This is a genomic window from Pedobacter steynii (genome assembly GCF_900103665.1).
Lineage (GTDB): Bacteria > Bacteroidota > Bacteroidia > Sphingobacteriales > Sphingobacteriaceae > Pedobacter > Pedobacter steynii.
This window is the reverse complement of record NZ_FNGY01000020.1, coordinates 25,120-41,772: the sequence shown is the minus strand read 5'-3', so window position 1 is coordinate 41,772 and position 16,653 is coordinate 25,120. Positions and strand designations below refer to the sequence as shown.

General features: G+C 42.8%; 18 protein-coding genes and 1 riboswitch. Of the genes, 12 read left to right on the top strand and 6 right to left on the bottom strand.

The genetic code is table 11. The annotated features are described in order from the left end of the window. The 7 genes from tssD (BLQ87_RS34190) to BLQ87_RS32490 all read left to right on the top strand — a co-directional run. The coding region (tssD, locus tag BLQ87_RS34190) for a type VI secretion system tube protein TssD (protein WP_317048264.1) at nucleotides 1–143 on the top strand (143 nt) is incomplete at its 5' end. A gap of 145 nt (nucleotides 144–288) precedes the next feature. Continuing rightward, on the top strand, nucleotides 289–684 hold the full coding sequence (gene tssD, locus BLQ87_RS32515; protein WP_073230876.1) for a type VI secretion system tube protein TssD: 396 nt from the start codon (nucleotides 289–291) through the stop codon (nucleotides 682–684). A 56-nt stretch (nucleotides 685–740) separates the two neighbouring features. After that, entirely contained in the window at nucleotides 741–1,136 is a 396-nt protein-coding gene (gene tssD, locus BLQ87_RS32510; RefSeq protein WP_083362179.1) for a type VI secretion system tube protein TssD, read from the top strand. Nucleotides 1,137–1,250: 114 nt separating this feature from the next. After that, nucleotides 1,251–2,147: a LysR family transcriptional regulator gene (locus BLQ87_RS32505; RefSeq protein WP_074613073.1), complete on the top strand. Its 897-nt coding sequence runs from the start codon at nucleotides 1,251–1,253 to the stop codon at nucleotides 2,145–2,147. Nucleotides 2,148–2,208: 61 nt separating this feature from the next. Beyond that, nucleotides 2,209–3,153, top strand: a complete 945-nt coding sequence (locus tag BLQ87_RS32500; RefSeq protein WP_074613072.1) for a YeiH family protein — start codon at nucleotides 2,209–2,211, stop codon at nucleotides 3,151–3,153. An 82-nt stretch (nucleotides 3,154–3,235) separates the two neighbouring features. Then, the gene (locus BLQ87_RS32495; protein WP_074613071.1) at nucleotides 3,236–3,709 is read left to right on the top strand and encodes an acyl-CoA thioesterase; all 474 of its coding nucleotides are present in this window, start codon (nucleotides 3,236–3,238) and stop codon (nucleotides 3,707–3,709) included. A 104-nt stretch (nucleotides 3,710–3,813) separates the two neighbouring features. Further along, nucleotides 3,814–4,281, top strand: coding sequence for a DinB family protein (locus BLQ87_RS32490; protein WP_074613070.1), 468 nt, complete (start codon nucleotides 3,814–3,816; stop codon nucleotides 4,279–4,281). Here the strand turns inward: BLQ87_RS32490 and wrbA are convergent. Further along, nucleotides 4,262–5,380 (bottom strand): NAD(P)H:quinone oxidoreductase, encoded by a 1,119-nt coding sequence (gene wrbA, locus BLQ87_RS32485; protein WP_245723975.1) that lies wholly within the window; start codon nucleotides 5,378–5,380, stop codon nucleotides 4,262–4,264. The two genes, BLQ87_RS32490 and wrbA, sit on opposite strands and share 20 nt — an antisense overlap. Before the next feature lie 185 nt (nucleotides 5,381–5,565). On the opposite strand from wrbA, the gene BLQ87_RS32480 reads away from it, so the two are divergent. Next, nucleotides 5,566–6,366, top strand: coding sequence for a helix-turn-helix transcriptional regulator (locus BLQ87_RS32480; protein ID WP_074613069.1), 801 nt, complete (start codon nucleotides 5,566–5,568; stop codon nucleotides 6,364–6,366). A gap of 102 nt (nucleotides 6,367–6,468) precedes the next feature. Here BLQ87_RS32480 and BLQ87_RS32475 read toward each other — a convergent pair whose 3' ends face one another. The 4 genes from BLQ87_RS32475 to BLQ87_RS32460 all read right to left on the bottom strand — a co-directional run bounded on the left by BLQ87_RS32475 (nucleotide 6,469) and on the right by BLQ87_RS32460 (nucleotide 9,066). Beyond that, the gene (locus tag BLQ87_RS32475) at nucleotides 6,469–6,909 is read right to left on the bottom strand and encodes a DUF983 domain-containing protein (RefSeq protein WP_216857802.1); all 441 of its coding nucleotides are present in this window, start codon (nucleotides 6,907–6,909) and stop codon (nucleotides 6,469–6,471) included. 11 nt (nucleotides 6,910–6,920) lie between these two features. After that, nucleotides 6,921–7,790, bottom strand: coding sequence for an AraC family transcriptional regulator (locus BLQ87_RS32470; RefSeq protein ID WP_074613068.1), 870 nt, complete (start codon nucleotides 7,788–7,790; stop codon nucleotides 6,921–6,923). Nucleotides 7,791–7,894: 104 nt separating this feature from the next. Then, nucleotides 7,895–8,341, bottom strand: a complete 447-nt coding sequence (locus tag BLQ87_RS32465; protein WP_074613067.1) for a GtrA family protein — start codon at nucleotides 8,339–8,341, stop codon at nucleotides 7,895–7,897. After that, nucleotides 8,341–9,066: a CDP-alcohol phosphatidyltransferase family protein gene (locus tag BLQ87_RS32460; RefSeq protein WP_074613066.1), complete on the bottom strand. Its 726-nt coding sequence runs from the start codon at nucleotides 9,064–9,066 to the stop codon at nucleotides 8,341–8,343. Before BLQ87_RS32460 ends, BLQ87_RS32465 begins: the two co-directional genes overlap by 1 nt. A gap of 205 nt (nucleotides 9,067–9,271) precedes the next feature. Further along, nucleotides 9,272–9,374: riboswitch (SAM riboswitch) on the top strand. A gap of 99 nt (nucleotides 9,375–9,473) precedes the next feature. Between BLQ87_RS32460 and BLQ87_RS32455 the strand changes: the two genes are divergently transcribed. Further along, nucleotides 9,474–10,640: a cysteine desulfurase family protein gene (locus BLQ87_RS32455; protein WP_074613065.1), complete on the top strand. Its 1,167-nt coding sequence runs from the start codon at nucleotides 9,474–9,476 to the stop codon at nucleotides 10,638–10,640. A gap of 90 nt (nucleotides 10,641–10,730) precedes the next feature. Here the strand turns inward: BLQ87_RS32455 and BLQ87_RS32450 are convergent, their stop codons facing one another. Then, nucleotides 10,731–11,915, bottom strand: a complete 1,185-nt coding sequence (locus BLQ87_RS32450; protein ID WP_074613064.1) for a metallophosphoesterase — start codon at nucleotides 11,913–11,915, stop codon at nucleotides 10,731–10,733. Nucleotides 11,916–12,302: 387 nt separating this feature from the next. Between BLQ87_RS32450 and BLQ87_RS32445 the strand changes: the two genes are divergently transcribed. Genes BLQ87_RS32445 through BLQ87_RS32435 form a run of 3 tightly spaced genes read left to right on the top strand, consistent with a single transcriptional unit; the run spans nucleotide 12,303 to nucleotide 16,653 of the window. Then, nucleotides 12,303–14,390, top strand: coding sequence for a HEPN domain-containing protein (locus BLQ87_RS32445; RefSeq protein WP_074613063.1), 2,088 nt, complete (start codon nucleotides 12,303–12,305; stop codon nucleotides 14,388–14,390). Then, the gene (cobA, locus tag BLQ87_RS32440) at nucleotides 14,390–15,178 is read left to right on the top strand and encodes a uroporphyrinogen-III C-methyltransferase (protein ID WP_074613062.1); all 789 of its coding nucleotides are present in this window, start codon (nucleotides 14,390–14,392) and stop codon (nucleotides 15,176–15,178) included. Before BLQ87_RS32445 ends, cobA begins: the two co-directional genes overlap by 1 nt. A 5-nt stretch (nucleotides 15,179–15,183) precedes the next feature. Then, entirely contained in the window at nucleotides 15,184–16,653 is a 1,470-nt protein-coding gene (locus BLQ87_RS32435) for a TSUP family transporter (RefSeq protein ID WP_074613061.1), read from the top strand.

Here is a 16,653-nt window from a genome sequence, read left to right as displayed (position 1 = left end):
CTTTCGAAGACAGCTACATCATCCAGTACAATGAGGGTATTGCCGTTAACGACAATACACCAATGACATTGAGTTTTGTAATATCGGCGCGTAAACTGAAGATCGGTAATGCAGAACATATCAACGACTGGCCAAAAGCATAAGCTTTTTCAGTTCAGTAAAAAATGCGCAGGACCAATTATTGGTCCTGCTTTTTTATGTAAATACCCCGGCTCATTGTGATATTGGCAGATTTTTTGTTATTATTGTGAATAGTAAATAAAAATATTTCACCCCAAAAATAAAGTTATGGCTTTCAAAGCAAGATTAAACTTTTCGGGCAAGGAGTACGATGTACTTCATTGTTCTTATTCCCTCAACCGTGATGTAGATGCAAAAGGAAGACCTTCTTCCGGAGTGTATGGCGGAACAATCAATATAGAGATTGAATCGACCGAAGACACTTCCATCGTGGAGTCCATGGTAAACAATCAATACAAACCTTTAACAGGTACGCTTCTGATCAAGAAAACAGAAGAAGATGCTAAAATGAAAGAGCTTCATTTTGAAGATGGATACATTGTGAAGTATTCCGAAGGAATCAATATCGTTGGCGATAACCCGATGACCTTGAAATTCCAGATTTCTGCCCGTAAATTGAAGCTTGGCAATGCTGAGCATACCAACGACTGGCCGAAAGCTTAAACACCCCCAGGGGAGAATCAATTCAAACATTATTGACAAATTAAAATAATACTATCATGGCTTTTAAAACCAGATTGACTTTAGGATCGAAAGAATTCGATGTGCTGCAATGCAGTTTTTCATTAAACAGAGATGTGGACGCAAAAGGTCGCCCGTCTTCAGGTGTTTACGGTGGAACTATTCACATTGAAGTGGAATCTACTGAGGATACTTCAATCATTGAATCAATGGTGAACAACCAATACAAAGCATTATCAGGAAATATTATCTTCAAAAAAGGTGAAGAAGATGCAAAGATGAAAGAACTTTCATTTGAGGATGGTTACATCATCCAGTACAATGAAGGAATCGCTGTGAATGACAAAACACCTATGACGTTAAGTTTTGTGATTTCTGCAAGGAAATTGAAACTAGGAAACGCTGAGCATACCAACGACTGGCCAAAAGCTTAGTGCTAAGATAAATTAAGGCCGGTCTTTGGACTGGCCTTAATTCATGTAAAAAGGAATTCCTTAAAGGATTTTGTTAAGTTTGAATTTTCCGCTCAGGGAATTTCAAAAAGAAAGATGGCAGATTTTCGATTAGAAGTGTTTTATACGGTAGCCAAGCGACTCAGCTTCACCAAGGCAGCAGCCACGCTGTTTATTACCCAACCAGCGGTAACCAAGCATATCCACGAACTGGAGCAGCAGTATAATAATAAGTTATTCGAGCGAAAAGGAAATACCATTCAGCTGACTTCCGCGGGCGAGTTATTGCTCAGTCATACGGAAACACTTTTTGCCATTTACAGGAACATTGATTTTGACATGAATTCCCTGGTTCATAAAAAGGAAGGATCGCTGAGTCTGGGTGCGAGTACAACCATTGCACATTACATCGTTGCTCCTTTACTGGCAGGATTTAAGAAGAAGTTTGAAGACATCCGCCTTAACCTCATCAATGGAAATACAGAACAAATCGAAAAAGCTTTACTCGACAAAGAGATTGATCTGGGGATTGTAGAAGGGAAATCTAAAAATCAGGAGATCAGTTATACCGAATTTATCAAGGATGAGATTGTATTGGTTTGCAGCAAAGATCATCCCCTTGCCAGGAAAGGGCTGCTGGACCCGGAAGCGCTAAAATCACATGCTTTTGTGATGCGGGAGCAGGGCTCCGGAACACGGGAGGTGATAGACCATGCCCTCAAAGCAGTAGGTTTGAAAATGTCTGATCTGAAAATGGAAATTCAGCTGGGAAGCACAGAAAGCATTAAATCTTATTTGATGAACTCTTCCTGTCTGGCTTTTATTTCAATCCATGCGCTGAGTAAAGAATTGCAAAACGGAAGTCTGCACATTATAGATATCGCGGGATTGAGCATTGAGCGTTACTTCTATTTCATTCATCTTCAGGGAATACTGGATGGTTTGTCGGAAGTATTCCTGCGCCATGCCCGTTTGTTCCATAACCTGAAGTAATGGGGGATTAATATTAGCAATTTGACCCGCAGGGCCATGATCCGCACCTTTGTTCCAACAAATGAAAGAGATTATGGAACTGAGCCTGAATACCCGAAAAGTCGTTTTTTTATTAGCCGCATTGCTTTGCCTGATGCCTTTTATGTCGCCACCACTGGCCTTGCTGATGGGCTTGATCCTGGCGCAACTGATGAAACACCCTTACCTTCATTTAAATCAAAAAGCAACCAATTTGCTATTGAAAGTCTCTGTGGTAGGACTGGGGTTTGGAATGAATGTGTTTTCGGCAATGAAGGCTGGCGGGGAAGGTTTTTTATTCACGGTTGCCTCGATTTTGGGGGTGCTGATGCTGGGTTTCATTCTTGGGAAAGTTTTCAAAATAGAACGTAAGACCTCTTTTCTGATTTCCTCCGGAACAGCCATTTGCGGAGGAAGTGCCATCGCGGCATTGTCGCCGGTCATGAATGCAGGAGAAAAAGAGATTTCTGTTTCCCTGGGGATTGTCTTTATCCTGAATTCGGTAGCCTTATTCCTTTTTCCGGCAATAGGTCATTTATTGGGGCTATCACAAAGCCAGTTTGGCATGTGGTGCGCCATAGCGATCCATGATACGAGCTCTGTAGTGGGCGCGGCCAGTAAGTATGGAGAGCAGGCCTTACAGATTGCTACAACAGTAAAACTTGCCCGTGCCTTATGGATTATTCCGGTTGCGCTGGGAACGGCCTTTCTTTTCAACAGCAACCAGCGCAAAGTTCAGCTTCCTTATTTTATCGGTTTGTTTATCCTCGCCATGCTGGCCAATACTTTTCTGCCTTTTGTGAAATTGATTGCCCCTTATATGGTAATGATTGCCAAATCCGGATTAACGCTGACCTTGTTCCTGATCGGTAGCGGACTGTCTTTTAAAGTGATCCGTGTAGTCGGTGTAAAACCATTCTTACAGGGGTTGATCTTATGGATTGCCATTTCCGGTGCCTCACTCTGGGCAATTATGAGCTTCGTTTAACAAAAGAATGTGTTTTTGTCTAGGATAAAAGCAATAAATAAGGGAAATTTAACTTATTAAGTTCAACCTTTATTTATGCGTTATGCAGAAGAACATGATTACTTTTCGCTTCCTGAGCGAACCTGGAGATGTAAATTTTGGCGGTAAGGTCCATGGTGGGGCGGTGATGAAATGGATTGACCAGACCGCTTATACCTGCGCGGTGAAATATAGCAGTCAGTATTGCGTGACCGTATATGTTGGAGGGATCCGTTTTGTGAATCCGATTCATATCGGCGACATTGTCGAGGTCCAGGCCAGAATTATCTATACGGGAAGAACAAGCATGCATATTGGTGTGGACATCATGACCATCAATCCTAAGACAAAAGCAGAGGTCAAAGCAACCCATTGTGTCATTGTCTTTGCTGCGGTAGACGATGCCGGGAAAACGGTACCTGTTCCGGAATGGGTTCCTGAAACAGAAGAAGAGAAAGCTCTTCAGAAATATGCGATCCGTCTGGCAGATATGAGGAAAGAGATCAATCAGGAAATGCAGTATTATTTTAACGAATAAGATCGGAGGTGTTGTAATTAAGAATGCCTCTGGATTGTTTTATTTAGGGTATTGTGCTTTACAAATCCTCTTTTTTTAACCAATTTTGAGTAAGCATAAAAAACATGACTCAGAACGATTATATCCATATTTACGACAGAGATTTACAAAGGTTGATCACCGAAATGGAAGCTTATACCGATCCGGAGGAAATCTGGCTGGTTGCGCCAATGATCAGTAATTCTGCAGGGCATCTTGCCCAGCACCTGATTGGGAATTTAAAAACCTTTGTGACGGAGCCGCTTGCTGGTTTTCCTTATCAGCGCGACAGAGATGCGGAGTTTAACTCCAAAAGGTTCAGTTATGCGGAGTTGCTAAAAGAACTTTATGCACTCAAAGATGAAGTTATAGAAAGCATTAAGCGCATTGAAGATGTTGCTGCACCTTACCCTAAAGTGATTAAAGACGTGCATGAAGGCCAGACGATCGATTTTATGTTGTGTCATTTACTGGCTCATCTGGCCTACCATACAGGTCAAATCAATTACCACAGAAGGTTGTTGGGGACAACGGTTATTCCAGCTCAAAAATAGCCTGGATCTCCACTGAAGAATTCATTGGCAGGGAGGACGCACCAACAGTAGCTCTGGTATGCATTCCGCTCCCGCCAAGAATTTCTACGAGAAGATTAGAAGCTTCGTTCATCAGTACGGCATGTTTGGTATAACCGGCAGGGGTATAAAAGAAACCTGTTAACTGTACCGCCTGTTTCACCCGGTCCAGATCTCCGCCCGCGGCTTGTTTTAAGACTGCAAGAACGTTTAATAAAGTCTGACGGGTGGCGAGCTTAGCCTGTTCTTCGGTTACCTCAGTACCGATGATTCCCGGGTGTTCTACCTTGCCCGCTTTTAAAGCAATCTGATTGATAAATACCTGTTTACCTGAAATCCGGAAAGGGGTATAATTCCCAACAGGAGCAGGGGCAGCGGGAAGTACAATGTTTAATTCTTTTAACCGGGCCTCGATACGGCTAACCTTTTGGGATGAGGGTGTTAATGGAACAGTCGCAGGACTTGTCTCCGTTTTTGTCAACTGATATCCTTTTGCTGCTTTAGCCAGGGCATATCCCTGCAATGCTGCGATGTGCAATTCTCCTTTTGAAGGCCTGTCGCCGGTAGCACCGGAAAGGGAAGAAGCACCAAATACGGTGTTTCCCTGAGGAATAGATCTGTCGATTTCTGAAGCACCCATGATTCCGGGAGATACGATCGTCATTCCATGTACCGCAAGGGTATTCCAGAAAGACAATATTGCGCCTTCTCTGCCCGCGCCACTTCCTGCAGACATAAATACTGTAGCCGGTTTTCCTTCCAGCTTATGGGCAGTCCAAAGGCCAACCGATTGATCCAGGAAATAACGCATGTCTGCAGACATATTTCCAAAATGAACCGCAGAGCCGAAGGCGATCCCATCGTATTCCGCTAATTCATTGATGTTTGCATATGGAATATTGCCAAAGGCTTGCCTGGCCTCATTTTCCAATGGTTTAATTCTCGGCACCTGTTTCAGGGTTGCCTTTGCGCCGGATAACTTTTCTACGCCGGCAGCAATCTCCTTCGCCATTTTATAGGTGCCGCCGCTTTCTGTATTGAAGAGAACGAGGACCTTTATTTCTGAATTATGATCGGTCATTTTACTTTGTGCTTTTAATAATGAACAGCTAAACAACGATAGAAATATTAAAATACCTGTTTTGATGCGCATTGAGTTTACAGAATCCATGTGATTATTGATTTAAGATTTATAAGCACAAAGGTCTGGAAACCGGGCTGTCTTTAAATGTCTATATTTGCCAATAACATGTTAATATACGACAAATGGATAGAGCGAGGTTTTGTCATTTAACCGTTGATGCGGTACAAAAAGAGGCTTATGTATGGCATGAGGCCGATTGGAAGTTTTCTGACGAATGGCATGCACATCATATGGGGCAGCTGATCTTTGTCGAAAAAGGGGTGCAATACCTGCATACTGCGGAAAGGACTTATTTACTCCCTACACATCATTGTGCCTGGATTCCTCCCGGTTTGGTACACCGGACATCCAGTCCCGTAAAGCAGGTTTATCTCCGTTGTATCTTCTTGAGTAAAACGGCCAATGATCCCTTTTTTCAGGAACTGAATATCTTTCATACTTCTAAAGTATTGCGGGAGATGATCCTTTTTACAGAACAATGGTCCCGTTTGGAAGAAGAAGACGCGCTGGAGCTGGATTTTCTTAAAGCACTGATCGGGATTTTACCGCTGACTTTTAATGCTGCCCTGCCTTTGGTACTCCCTGTCCCCCGGGATCCGCGGATTGCCCGCATGATCGATTACCTGACGGAATGTGTGGAAACAGGAGGGGACATGGCGAATGAACTGAAAATACCCGGGGTAGCAGCGCGGTTTAACCTTTCTGCGCGAACCATGGAACGGCTTTTTAAGCAGGATATTGGAATTACCGTGGCCGGATATATCAAATTGTATAAAATTATAAAAGCGGTAGAGTTACTTTCTGTTTCAGGAGAGAATGTAAAGAGTGTGGCGATGAAGGTTGGATATGACAGCGTTTCTACCTTTAGCAATACCTTTTACAAGGTGCTCGGTCTTCGTCCGCAGGAAATGATGGTTCCTTAAGAAATGATCCTTATGCCTGGCGAACAGCAGCAGAACCTATTGATCAGTAAAAAGGGGTGACAGGTATTTCCCGTCAACCCTTTTTACCGGGGGATTGTTGAATTATTGAACCGTTAGGGGTTGCTTTTTTACTTTTGAGGGATCATAATGTAATCCCGGAGATAACCAATATAATAGCACCATTCTGGAATAGCGGTAATTGAAAGGGGAGAATAAAAATACACCTACCAGAAGGATGCCTACATAATACCATAGGTTCTCATAAGTCAAGGGTAGGCCTAAAACATAAGCAGCAACGCTCATGGAAATCATTTGCGCAACATTCATGGCATAGCTCACAAACATCGCTACATAAAAGTATCCGGGTTCACGCTCAAACTTCAAATCGCAATGCGGACAACGTTCGTTCATTTTCTGCACTTTGAAGCCATAAGTAGCGCCGGTGAAAACTTTACCTTCTCTGCATCTTGGGCATTTGGAATGTGTAATGCCATACCATTGAGAAACGTGTGGTGTATGATTTAATTGATCTGTGCTGCTCATATCTGTGTGTTTTAATTGTCTTGTTTTCTGAATTTATCTGGTGTTGCTCCCACCTGTTTTTTAAAGAATTTAATGAAATAGGAGTGGTCACTAAAAGCGAGTTTCTCCGAGATTTCCGCGATGGAAAGTTCCATATTGATCAACAATCGCTTGGCTTCTAAAATTACCCTGTCGCGGATCAGTTGCCCTGCAGGAACGCCCAAAAGGTCATTGCATAATGCATTTAAATGATTTGGGGTAATGTATAATAACTCCGCATATTGTTTAGGAAACCTCAATTCAATAAAATTGGTTTCGATTAATTTTTTAAAGCTCTTCAACAGGGTTTGGTTATAAGAATTGGTTTGGGACTGCTGTTTCAGGCTCAGGCCTCTGGATACCTGGATAAAGATGTTTAACATTAAGATCCTGACCAGGTCAGCATCAAAGGCACGTGCTTCTTTTCCTTCGTTAAGAATCTCTTCAAAGAGGGCCGCAACTTTCTCTCTTGCTTCATTGGGCAATACCAATACCGCATCTCCGGAATGTTCGTCAAAGAAGCTGAAGTTCTCCAGATATAGGGGGTTGTATAAAAAGGATTTGAAATAATCCTCAGAAAAATTGATGATATAACCTTCTACCTCTGTGTTAAAAGACCAGCTGTGCACCTGTCCCGGGGTCATAAAGTAAATCAAACCAGGCATTACCGGGTAATTCTGAAAATCTATAGTTTGTGTACCACTGCCACTGGTAAAATAAACCAAATGGTAAAAAGAGTGGCGGTGTGCGGAATGTAAGTGTAAATACTGTTTAGAATAATGCCCAAATCTGCTGACAAGGATACCGGCATTTTTGTATTCCTCAAAAGTACTGATGTCGTAAACAGGGATGTCATTTTTCATATACAAAGATACTGCTTACCCCTGATTTATAAGCGGTATTAATTCTTCATAAAATGGTACTATTTACTGATTTGTTTTCTGTTGCTCTTGTCGGATAGCTCAGATTAGGCCTTTATCTCCTCCTTTTGTGGTGTTTTTAATTCCGGAGCCGTTTTTTTAAATACCCAATACTTCTGTAAAACATAGTTGAAACTCAAAGAAACGATGATGTCTACCATGATTCTGGTGATCTTATAATCGATATGGAGCCAGTTGGTAAAAAGCCAGGTACCTGAAGATTTTAGTGCAATACTTCCTGCCACGACAAAGATGAATTTTGCCAGTTGACCGCCAACGGGAGATCTATGGGCCTGACCGGCATTAAAAGTCCAGTAACGGTTGATCGAGAAGTTCGCAACAGCTCCGATAATGCCGCCAATGGCGATGGAAATGGTATAATGGATGTGCAATAGCTCGGTACAGAGAATCATGGTCCCATAATCCAGCATTCCACCGGAAAAAGCCGAAACCTGTGCCTTGGCAAAAACATATACAGATTTCATGAAACTCATTAAATGGCGTTTTTCTTTGCTTCCCGTTCGGCTTTATCCCTGATGTCACCAAGCTTTAATAACTTCCGGGTATCTATGAAATTAATAATAAATAAGGTAACACAGATGGCTGCTGCAAAATATTCTATTAAATGTCCGAACAGGACTTCCAGAATGATGATCAGGGCGAGGATGATCCTGATTTCGGTAGGGCCAACCAGGCCTGCATCAATGCTGTAAATGTCGGTGATCTTATAACGGAGTTGCGAAATGATCATCGCCCAGCCATAAAGAACTACAAAAACGAAGGCAATGAGCTCATATTCATTTCTCGCATAAACAAGGTAGCCTAAACCAATGAGTACGGTGCTGACCCAGTCCATGATGATGTCTAGTGAAAAGCCATACCATTTGCGGGGGATATTTCTATAATAAGCAATCCTGCCATCCAATGAATCACCAAACCAGTTAATGGCCAGGCCTAATACGCCAAGCAACAGGTATTCTCTGCTGACATAGGTGGCAAGGATAAATCCTAACAGTACCAATACAGAACCTGCGGTACCGATAAAGGTGAGCATATCTGAAGTAATAAAGGAAGGAACCCGTTTCACGAGATAGGAAATGGTGCTTTGCTCCACACCACTTAAAATATTAGTTCTCTTTCTATCCTGGAATATTCTTTTTAAAATACTGTTGTCGCCGGTTACCGGGCGCACGTCTTCTCTCAATTTGTTTTCTTCCATTCAGGCTTTATAAAACTATTCTTTTCGAATATCCCGCAAAAATATGTAAATGAATCCTGACTTTAAGGAAAAAAAAGTTAAATGTTAGGTAGAAGTAGCAATTGTGTGACTGAAATTCTTCGATTTTTAATTTTTTTTAATAAAGTCTATGAAATTAGTAGTCTTTATCATATCTTTGCTGACAGTAATTGTTCTTACATTTATTTACTTATCCAGAAAGACTGAGGGAAAGGCCCTGTGATGTCTTAGCAACCTGTTGAATAATAAGGTGCTAATTCCTGTCCGCAAAATTGCGGAAGAGATAAGTTGTTTGAAACCCATGCTTGTGGTTTCTCTTTGACTCATCCATTGCCTTATTTCTCGAAGCTGATTAAGTAGATTTTTATTAATCTATTAAACCCATTAACATGAGAATTTATCTAGACAACGCTGCAACAACACCATTAAACAGAGAAGTATTTTTGGCCATGGAGCCTTATTTATTTGAAAACTTCGGTAATCCTTCTTCTTCTCATTTCCATGGGAGGGAAGCGAGAGTAGCCATTGAGCAATCCAGGGGGATCATTGCAGATCTGTTAAATGCGACACCAGGCCATATCGTTTTTACTTCCGGAGGTTCCGAGGCAGACAATACAGCCATCATTTCGGGCATCCGTGCTCATAAGATCCGCCTGGCGATCACTACCCCTTTTGAACATCATGCGGTACTTCATACCTTAAAGGCATTGGAAAAGAATGGCGAAATCCGGATTGTCTATTTGAAGCACGATGAAAGAGGGAACATCTCCTTATCTCATCTGGAGCAACTCCTTGCTGCCAGTGAGCAAGCCTTTGTTTCGGTAATGCATGGAAATAATGAGATTGGAAATCTGAATGATATCGAATCTATTGCTGCAGTCTGTAGAAAGTACCGGGCTGTTTTTCACTCAGATACTGTTCAGTCTATGGGCCAGTACCGGTACGATACGCAATCTTTAAATGTTGATTTTCTGGTTGGATCTGCACATAAATTTCACGGACCAAAAGGGGTGGGATTTCTTTACCGGAATACTGCGCTTAAATTACAGCCATTGATCAATGGTGGTGCTCAGGAATATAAGCAACGGGCAGGTACAGAAAATGTAACCGGAATTGTGGGATTGGCAAAAGCATTGGAAATCGCCTACCGAAACCAGTCGGCCAACCAGAAACATTTAGTTAAACTGAAGGAAAGAATGATTTTTAAGCTGACTGATAAAATTCAGGGAATTTCCTTCAATGGGAATTCAGCGCAGCATCATGGGACATTGAATAGTGTGTTGAGTGTTTCTCTTCCGGATCTGAAAAGTGGGATCAGTCCGCTTCATTACCTGGATCAGCATCAGATCTCCGCTTCAGGAGGCAGTGCCTGTAACAGTCATTCCGGAGCCGGGTCGCATGTGCTTGCTGCCCTGGGTTATGATTTCAGCAGACCAACCCTCCGTTTTTCCTTCAGCCGTTACAATACAGAAGAAGAAATCGACTATGCAGTTGAAAAGTTAGCCAGTTTATATGTTAAGGAATCATTGCTGGAAAGGGCTGAAGCTTATTCGTAGAAGAGCGGCCCGGAGTTTATTGCCCCAATAAGCAGTCTGATTTTTGGCTTTGCTTATTGCGGGCATTTAATGAGCGAACTCTTTTTTTACCTAACTCTTCTTTAATTCAATGACTGTAATCTCAGGCCAGATGCCGACCCTTCCGGAGAAGCCCAGAAAGCCGAAGCCTCTGTTGATGTTCAGGAATCTGCCATTTTCAGACGTAATACCTGCCCAATGCGCATATCTGTACTTAACAGGACTCCATTTTATCCCAAATGCTTCCATTCCGAATTGCATTCCATGGGTATGGCCCGATAAAGTAAGGTGAATTTTTGAAGGCCATTTTTTAACTTCCGTATCCCAGTGTGTGGGATCGTGAGAAAGCAATACTTTAAAGCTTTGGGGGTCCACATCTTGAAGGGCTTTTTTTAGGTCTCCACGTTCGCCAAATCCAATTCCCCAGTTTTCAACACCTGCAAGGATGAGCTTTTGTCCGTTCTTTTCGAGTTCCACGTGTTCATCTAACAACAGGCGGTAACCCATTTCTCCATGGTGTCTTTTTAAATCCTGCAGATTGGCTTGTTTAACCGCTTCGCTTTCCCATTTTACATAGTCACCATAATCGTGATTCCCAAGGATAGAAAACTGGCCATAAGGCGCTTTTACCTGTGAAAAATGTCCCATCCATGGCAGAATTTCATCCGCTTTATTATTCACCAGGTCTCCGGTAAATACAAACAAATCTGAGTTTTGTGCTTTGATCAGATCAATTCCTCTTTGCACAGCTTTGGCATTCTTAAAGCTGCCTGCATGTACATCTGAGATCTGGGTAATGCGGAAGCCATCAAAACTTTCCGGCAGGTCCTCGAAATATAAAGTATGTTTAATCACCCGATACGCATATTTTCCTTTGATGATGCCATACAGAAAAATGAGTACGGTAATCCCGAAGAGCAACAGGCCGAACTCTACCCAGTAGACATTTCTTGCCCCTCCGGTAATCAGACGGTAGCCGTCGCCAAGGAATAAGACAATGATGAAAACAAGTTCACTGGCCAGCAGAACCAGGAAGGTATGGGTGGTGATTTTAAAGAATATGTCCATTCCATTATCGCGCATCCTCTGAATGGAGTAGGCGAGTGAAACGGTAATGAAAATGATAAAGCCCCAGAAAACTGGACTGAGCCAGCTGCTAATGGTTAGGGTCTGGATTCCGGAGAGCACATACCAGTTTAGTAAAAAGACGAATGCAGTGATAATTGCAAAGGGTAAAAGATTGATTTTTCTCTTCATAGAAATTTAAAACTAAATAAAAGTACTGCATCATCATTGATTTCATACACAGCACAGTCAATTTGACATTGCTCTGGCGCTCAGCTTTAGACTAAGTTCGTGCCAGTCAAGGCTTAATAAGGAAAAATGAAGGCTTTTTGTTTGCGTTGGATGTAAATTAACTCGCTGTAATACAGTTTATTGCATATTTTTTACAAATGCCATGTACGACTAAACCTATATACTTTATATATTTGCTGTATGAACCAAACAATTTACAACGGAAATCTAATGTTTACCCACTGCATGTGTAGGTAATGATTTTGGCTGTAGAGAAATAAAAATATTTAAAAGCTTCTTCAGTCTCCCAGACAGAAGGAGCTTTTTTTAAATAAGACCAAACGTACTATGCAAAGTTTTAGAACAGAGTTAGAAAATCCTGTCGTAGAAAAGGATATCATTGATCTGGAGAAAAAGATCAGGGACTTCCGCGAAGGGAAAATCCATGAGGAGAAATTTAGAAGCCTGCGTTTAGCCCGCGGTGTTTACGGACAAAGACAGCCGGGTGTGCAAATGGTGCGCATTAAACTGCCTTTTGGAAAAGTAACTTTTAAACAACTCTTACGCATTGCTGATGTTTCTGATGAGTATGGAAGTGGAAATTTACACTTAACTACCAGACAGGACATTCAGATTCACTATGTGAGTCTGGACAGAACTCCTCAACTATGGCAGGAGCTGGAACGCGACGATGTCACGATCCGCGAAGCTTGCGGAAATACGGTAAGGAATGTAACCTCTTCACCGGATTCGGGAATTAACCCGAACGAGTTGTTCGATGTTTCCCCTTATGCTCATGCTTTCTTTACTTACTTTCTGAGGAATCCAATTTGTCAGGAGATGGGCAGAAAGATTAAGTTCTCTTTCTCTTCTGATGAAAAAGATACGGCATACAGCTATATTCACGATCTTGGTTTTATTCCTAAAATAAACGAAAAAGGAGAACGCGGTTTTAAAGTGATGTTGGGTGGCGGACTGGGAGCACAACCTTTTCTGGCCAGCTTTGTACATGATTTCCTTCCTGAAGATCAGATCATTCCTTATGCAGAATCTGTATTGAGGGTGTTTGACCGCTATGGAGAACGTACCAACCGCAATAAAGCACGTCTTAAATATTTGGTTCAGAAACTGGGTCTGGAAGAGCTATTGCGTTTAATTGAGGAAGAAAGAATTGCCAATAAATCTAAATCCTATCCGATAGACAGAGATGCGGTTCCTTTGCCGGAGCCTCCCGCTTTGCTGGAATATCCTCATTTGGACGTGATCGATACCCTGGATTACCAACACTGGCGCGCAACGAACGTAGTGGAGCAAAAGCAAAAAGGCTTCTATGGCGTATACGTTAAAGTTCCGGTGGGAGACATCAAGACGGACCGTGCCCGTAAACTGGTGGAAGGAATTTCCCCTTACGTTGCCGATGAAATCCGCATCACTCAAAACCAGGGTTTATTATTGAAATTTGTTAGAGAAGCTGCTTTACCTTCTCTATATTTAGAACTGAAAGCATTGGATTTTGCAACCCCGGGATTTGACAGCATCGGTGATGTGACGACCTGCCCGGGAACAGATACCTGTAACCTTGGGATCTCCAATAGCATGTCGTTATCGGTGGCATTGGAAGAAGTGATCTATGAAGAATTTCCTGAACTGATTTACGATAAAGAAATCAAGATTAAAATCAGCGGATGTATGAACTCCTGTGGTCAGCATGGTCTGGCACATATCGGATTTCATGGCAGCTCGGTAAAAGCCAACGGAAAAGTGGTGCCTGCAGTACAGGTAATGCTTGGTGGCGGTACCGTAGGTGATGGAATCGGAAGAGTAGCGGAGCGGGTGATTAAAGCACCTTCAAAACGTGCAACATCGGTGCTGAGGACTATACTGAATGATTACGCCAATAATGGAGAGGCTGCCGAAAGCTTCCACCATTATTACGACAGACAAGGGAAGGATTATTTCTACCAGTTGTTAAAACCACTGGCAGACCTGACGAACCTGAAAGATGAAGAATATGTAGACTGGGGACATGAGGAAATCTTTAATACCGCGATCGGAGTAGGGGAATGTGCCGGAGTGGTGATTGATCTTGTAGCGACCTTGTTGCTGGAAGCAGGTGAAAAGCTGGATTGGGCGAGGGCCTCTTATGCAGCCGGCGCATGGTCTGATGCGATTTACCATACCTATGCCGTCTTTGTAAACAGCGCTAAGGCTTTGTTACTGGATAAAGGGGTTAGCAGCAGCACACAGATTGGTGTCATCCGTGAGTTTGATACAAATTATGTAGAAACAGGCGAGGTTAAACTGGAAAGTACTTTTAATGAACTTGTCCTGCAGATCAACAAGAACGAGCCTTCAGAAGAATTTGCTACGGCTTATTTAAATGAAGTGGAGAATTTTTATAAACAGATTACCGCAAAAAGAGAGGAGAAAATCTAATGACCACTCAGAATATAAATCATAAAGAACCCAGGATTACCCTGGTAGGTGCCGGACCTGGTGATCCTGAATTGATCACAATGAGAGGAGCAAACGCCTTGAAATCAGCCGATGTCGTACTGTACGATGCTTTAGTAGATGAAGGGATATTGGACTATGCAAGCCCGGAAGCAATTAAGGTTTATGTAGGTAAACGCTCCGGAGAACATTCTTTCGCCCAGGATGCCATCAATAAACTGATGGTGGATTATGCCATCAATTACGGGCATGTGGTGCGTTTAAAAGGAGGCGATCCTTTTGTATTTGGCAGGGGATATGAAGAGCTGGATTTCGCCGCAGGCTACAGCATTCCCGTAACCGTTATTCCAGGTTTATCGAGCTCGATTTCTGTACCCGGCTTACAACAAATTCCGGTAACACACAGAGGGCTAAGTGAAAGCTTTTGGGTGGTAACGGGGACCACAACCTCAGGAAAGATTTCCAATGACCTTTATGAAGCAGCGAGATCTAAAGCAACAGTAGTGGTACTGATGGGTCTGGGTAAGCTGAAGGAAATCGTTAAACTTTTCCAAAACGAAGGAAAGGGTGAGCTTCCCGTGGCCGCGATTCAAAGTGGTTCTACTGAAAATGAGAAACTGGCCATCGGCATTGTGGATACCATTGTAGAAGTGGTGGAAGAAAAAGGAATTGAAGCCCCTGCATTGCTGATTTTTGGAGAAGTAGTATCCCTACATCCGTCTTTCCAGCCGATCAGGGAATTTTTCAACACACTTAAAGCCGGGCAATAAGCGATATGGAAGGCAACCAATTATTTCCTGTCTTCATCAAGTTGAATACGATACATACGTTGCTGATTGGTGCAGGACCGGTGGGACTGGAGAAATTGTCGGCCATATTAACGAATAGTCCGGAGGCCAGCGTCACGGTGATTGCATTGGATATTTTACCCGAATTGGAAGAGCTGGCTAGAGGTTATGAAAAGGTTAAACTGATCCAAAGGGCATTTAGCCCTGCAGATCTGGATGATGCAGACCTGGTGGTTGCCGCGACAAATAACGATGCGCTCAACCAGCAAATCAGAACGGAAGCAGACCAGCGCAACCTGTTGGTTAACTTTGCAGATAAGCCTGAGCTTTGCAATTTTTACCTGGGCTCTATCGTAAAAAAAGGGGACCTTAAAATTGCGATCTCTACCAATGGGAAATCGCCAACGATAGCCAAGCGGTTAAAAGAGGTGCTGAATGATAATTTGCCGGAAGAACTGAACGATACGCTGCAGCAAATGCAGGCACTGAGAAATACACTGAACGGGAACTTCAGTGCGAAAGTTAAAAAGCTGAACGAGGTGACCGCCATTCTGGTAAAAGAGAAAAGCGAAGATAAAGTAAAGAAAAACTTCAAATGGTTGATCTGGACTTCGATTGTCTTTTCTTTTGGGATTGTCATCACTGCTTTCTGGCATAAAGAGCCGGAATTTCAGGCTTATATATCGCAGCTGAACCCGATGTTTTATTGGTTCCTGATTGGTGGATTTATCTTTGCAATGATTGATGGTGCCATTGGAATGTCGTACGGGGTGACCTCTACTTCTTTCTCCCTTGCCATGGGTGTTCCACCTGCATCGGCAAGTATGGGGGTCCATTTATCAGAGATATTAAGCAACGGAATCGCCGGATGGATGCATTACCGTTTTGGAAATGTGAACTGGAAGCTGTTCCGTATTTTATTGATTCCCGGAATCGTAGGAGCAGTAGTAGGCGCTTATTTGCTGTCGTCATTGGAGCATTATGCCCATTATACGAAACCCCTGGTTTCCTTATACACGCTGATCCTGGGTGGAGTCATCCTTTCTAAAGCGTTTAAGGTCAACCGGAAACATAAAGACCCGAAAGGTAAAATTAAAAAGATCTCATTATTGGGATTATTTGGTGGGTTTATTGACGCTGTTGGTGGTGGCGGATGGGGATCCATCGTTTTGTCGAGCTTAATTGCCGGAGGCAGGAACCCGAGGTTCTCTTTGGGAACGGTAAAGATCACCCGTTTTTTCATTGCCCTGATGAGCTCGCTCACCTTTATCACGATGTTAAACGGTGCGCATTGGGAAGCGGTTGGAGGTTTGGTGATCGGAAGTGCTTTGGCATCGCCGATTGCGGCAAGGGTTTCCAATAAGATTTCCGTGAAGACGATCATGGTGTCGGTGGGGGTGCTGGTGGTATTGGTCAGCCTTCGCAGCATCGTCAATTTTATCCTTAAACTAGTATAG

Excerpts from the sequence above, each read along its gene's own strand:
- tssD (WP_073230876.1), top strand. The coding sequence starts at position 289 with ATGGCTTTCAAAGCAAGATTAAACTTTTCGGGCAAGGAGTACGATGTA.
- tssD (WP_083362179.1), top strand. The coding sequence starts at position 741 with ATGGCTTTTAAAACCAGATTGACTTTAGGATCGAAAGAATTCGATGTG.
- BLQ87_RS32505 (WP_074613073.1), top strand. The coding sequence starts at position 1,251 with ATGGCAGATTTTCGATTAGAAGTGTTTTATACGGTAGCCAAGCGACTC.
- BLQ87_RS32500 (WP_074613072.1), top strand. The coding sequence starts at position 2,209 with ATGAAAGAGATTATGGAACTGAGCCTGAATACCCGAAAAGTCGTTTTT.
- BLQ87_RS32495 (WP_074613071.1), top strand. The coding sequence starts at position 3,236 with ATGCAGAAGAACATGATTACTTTTCGCTTCCTGAGCGAACCTGGAGAT.
- BLQ87_RS32490 (WP_074613070.1), top strand. The coding sequence starts at position 3,814 with ATGACTCAGAACGATTATATCCATATTTACGACAGAGATTTACAAAGG.
- wrbA (WP_245723975.1), bottom strand. The coding sequence starts at position 5,380 with ATGACCGATCATAATTCAGAAATAAAGGTCCTCGTTCTCTTCAATACA.
- BLQ87_RS32480 (WP_074613069.1), top strand. The coding sequence starts at position 5,566 with ATGGATAGAGCGAGGTTTTGTCATTTAACCGTTGATGCGGTACAAAAA.
- BLQ87_RS32475 (WP_216857802.1), bottom strand. The coding sequence starts at position 6,909 with ATGAGCAGCACAGATCAATTAAATCATACACCACACGTTTCTCAATGG.
- BLQ87_RS32470 (WP_074613068.1), bottom strand. The coding sequence starts at position 7,790 with ATGAAAAATGACATCCCTGTTTACGACATCAGTACTTTTGAGGAATAC.
- BLQ87_RS32465 (WP_074613067.1), bottom strand. The coding sequence starts at position 8,341 with ATGAGTTTCATGAAATCTGTATATGTTTTTGCCAAGGCACAGGTTTCG.
- BLQ87_RS32460 (WP_074613066.1), bottom strand. The coding sequence starts at position 9,066 with ATGGAAGAAAACAAATTGAGAGAAGACGTGCGCCCGGTAACCGGCGAC.
- BLQ87_RS32455 (WP_074613065.1), top strand. The coding sequence starts at position 9,474 with ATGAGAATTTATCTAGACAACGCTGCAACAACACCATTAAACAGAGAA.
- BLQ87_RS32450 (WP_074613064.1), bottom strand. The coding sequence starts at position 11,915 with ATGAAGAGAAAAATCAATCTTTTACCCTTTGCAATTATCACTGCATTC.
- BLQ87_RS32445 (WP_074613063.1), top strand. The coding sequence starts at position 12,303 with ATGCAAAGTTTTAGAACAGAGTTAGAAAATCCTGTCGTAGAAAAGGAT.
- cobA (WP_074613062.1), top strand. The coding sequence starts at position 14,390 with ATGACCACTCAGAATATAAATCATAAAGAACCCAGGATTACCCTGGTA.
- BLQ87_RS32435 (WP_074613061.1), top strand. The coding sequence starts at position 15,184 with ATGGAAGGCAACCAATTATTTCCTGTCTTCATCAAGTTGAATACGATA.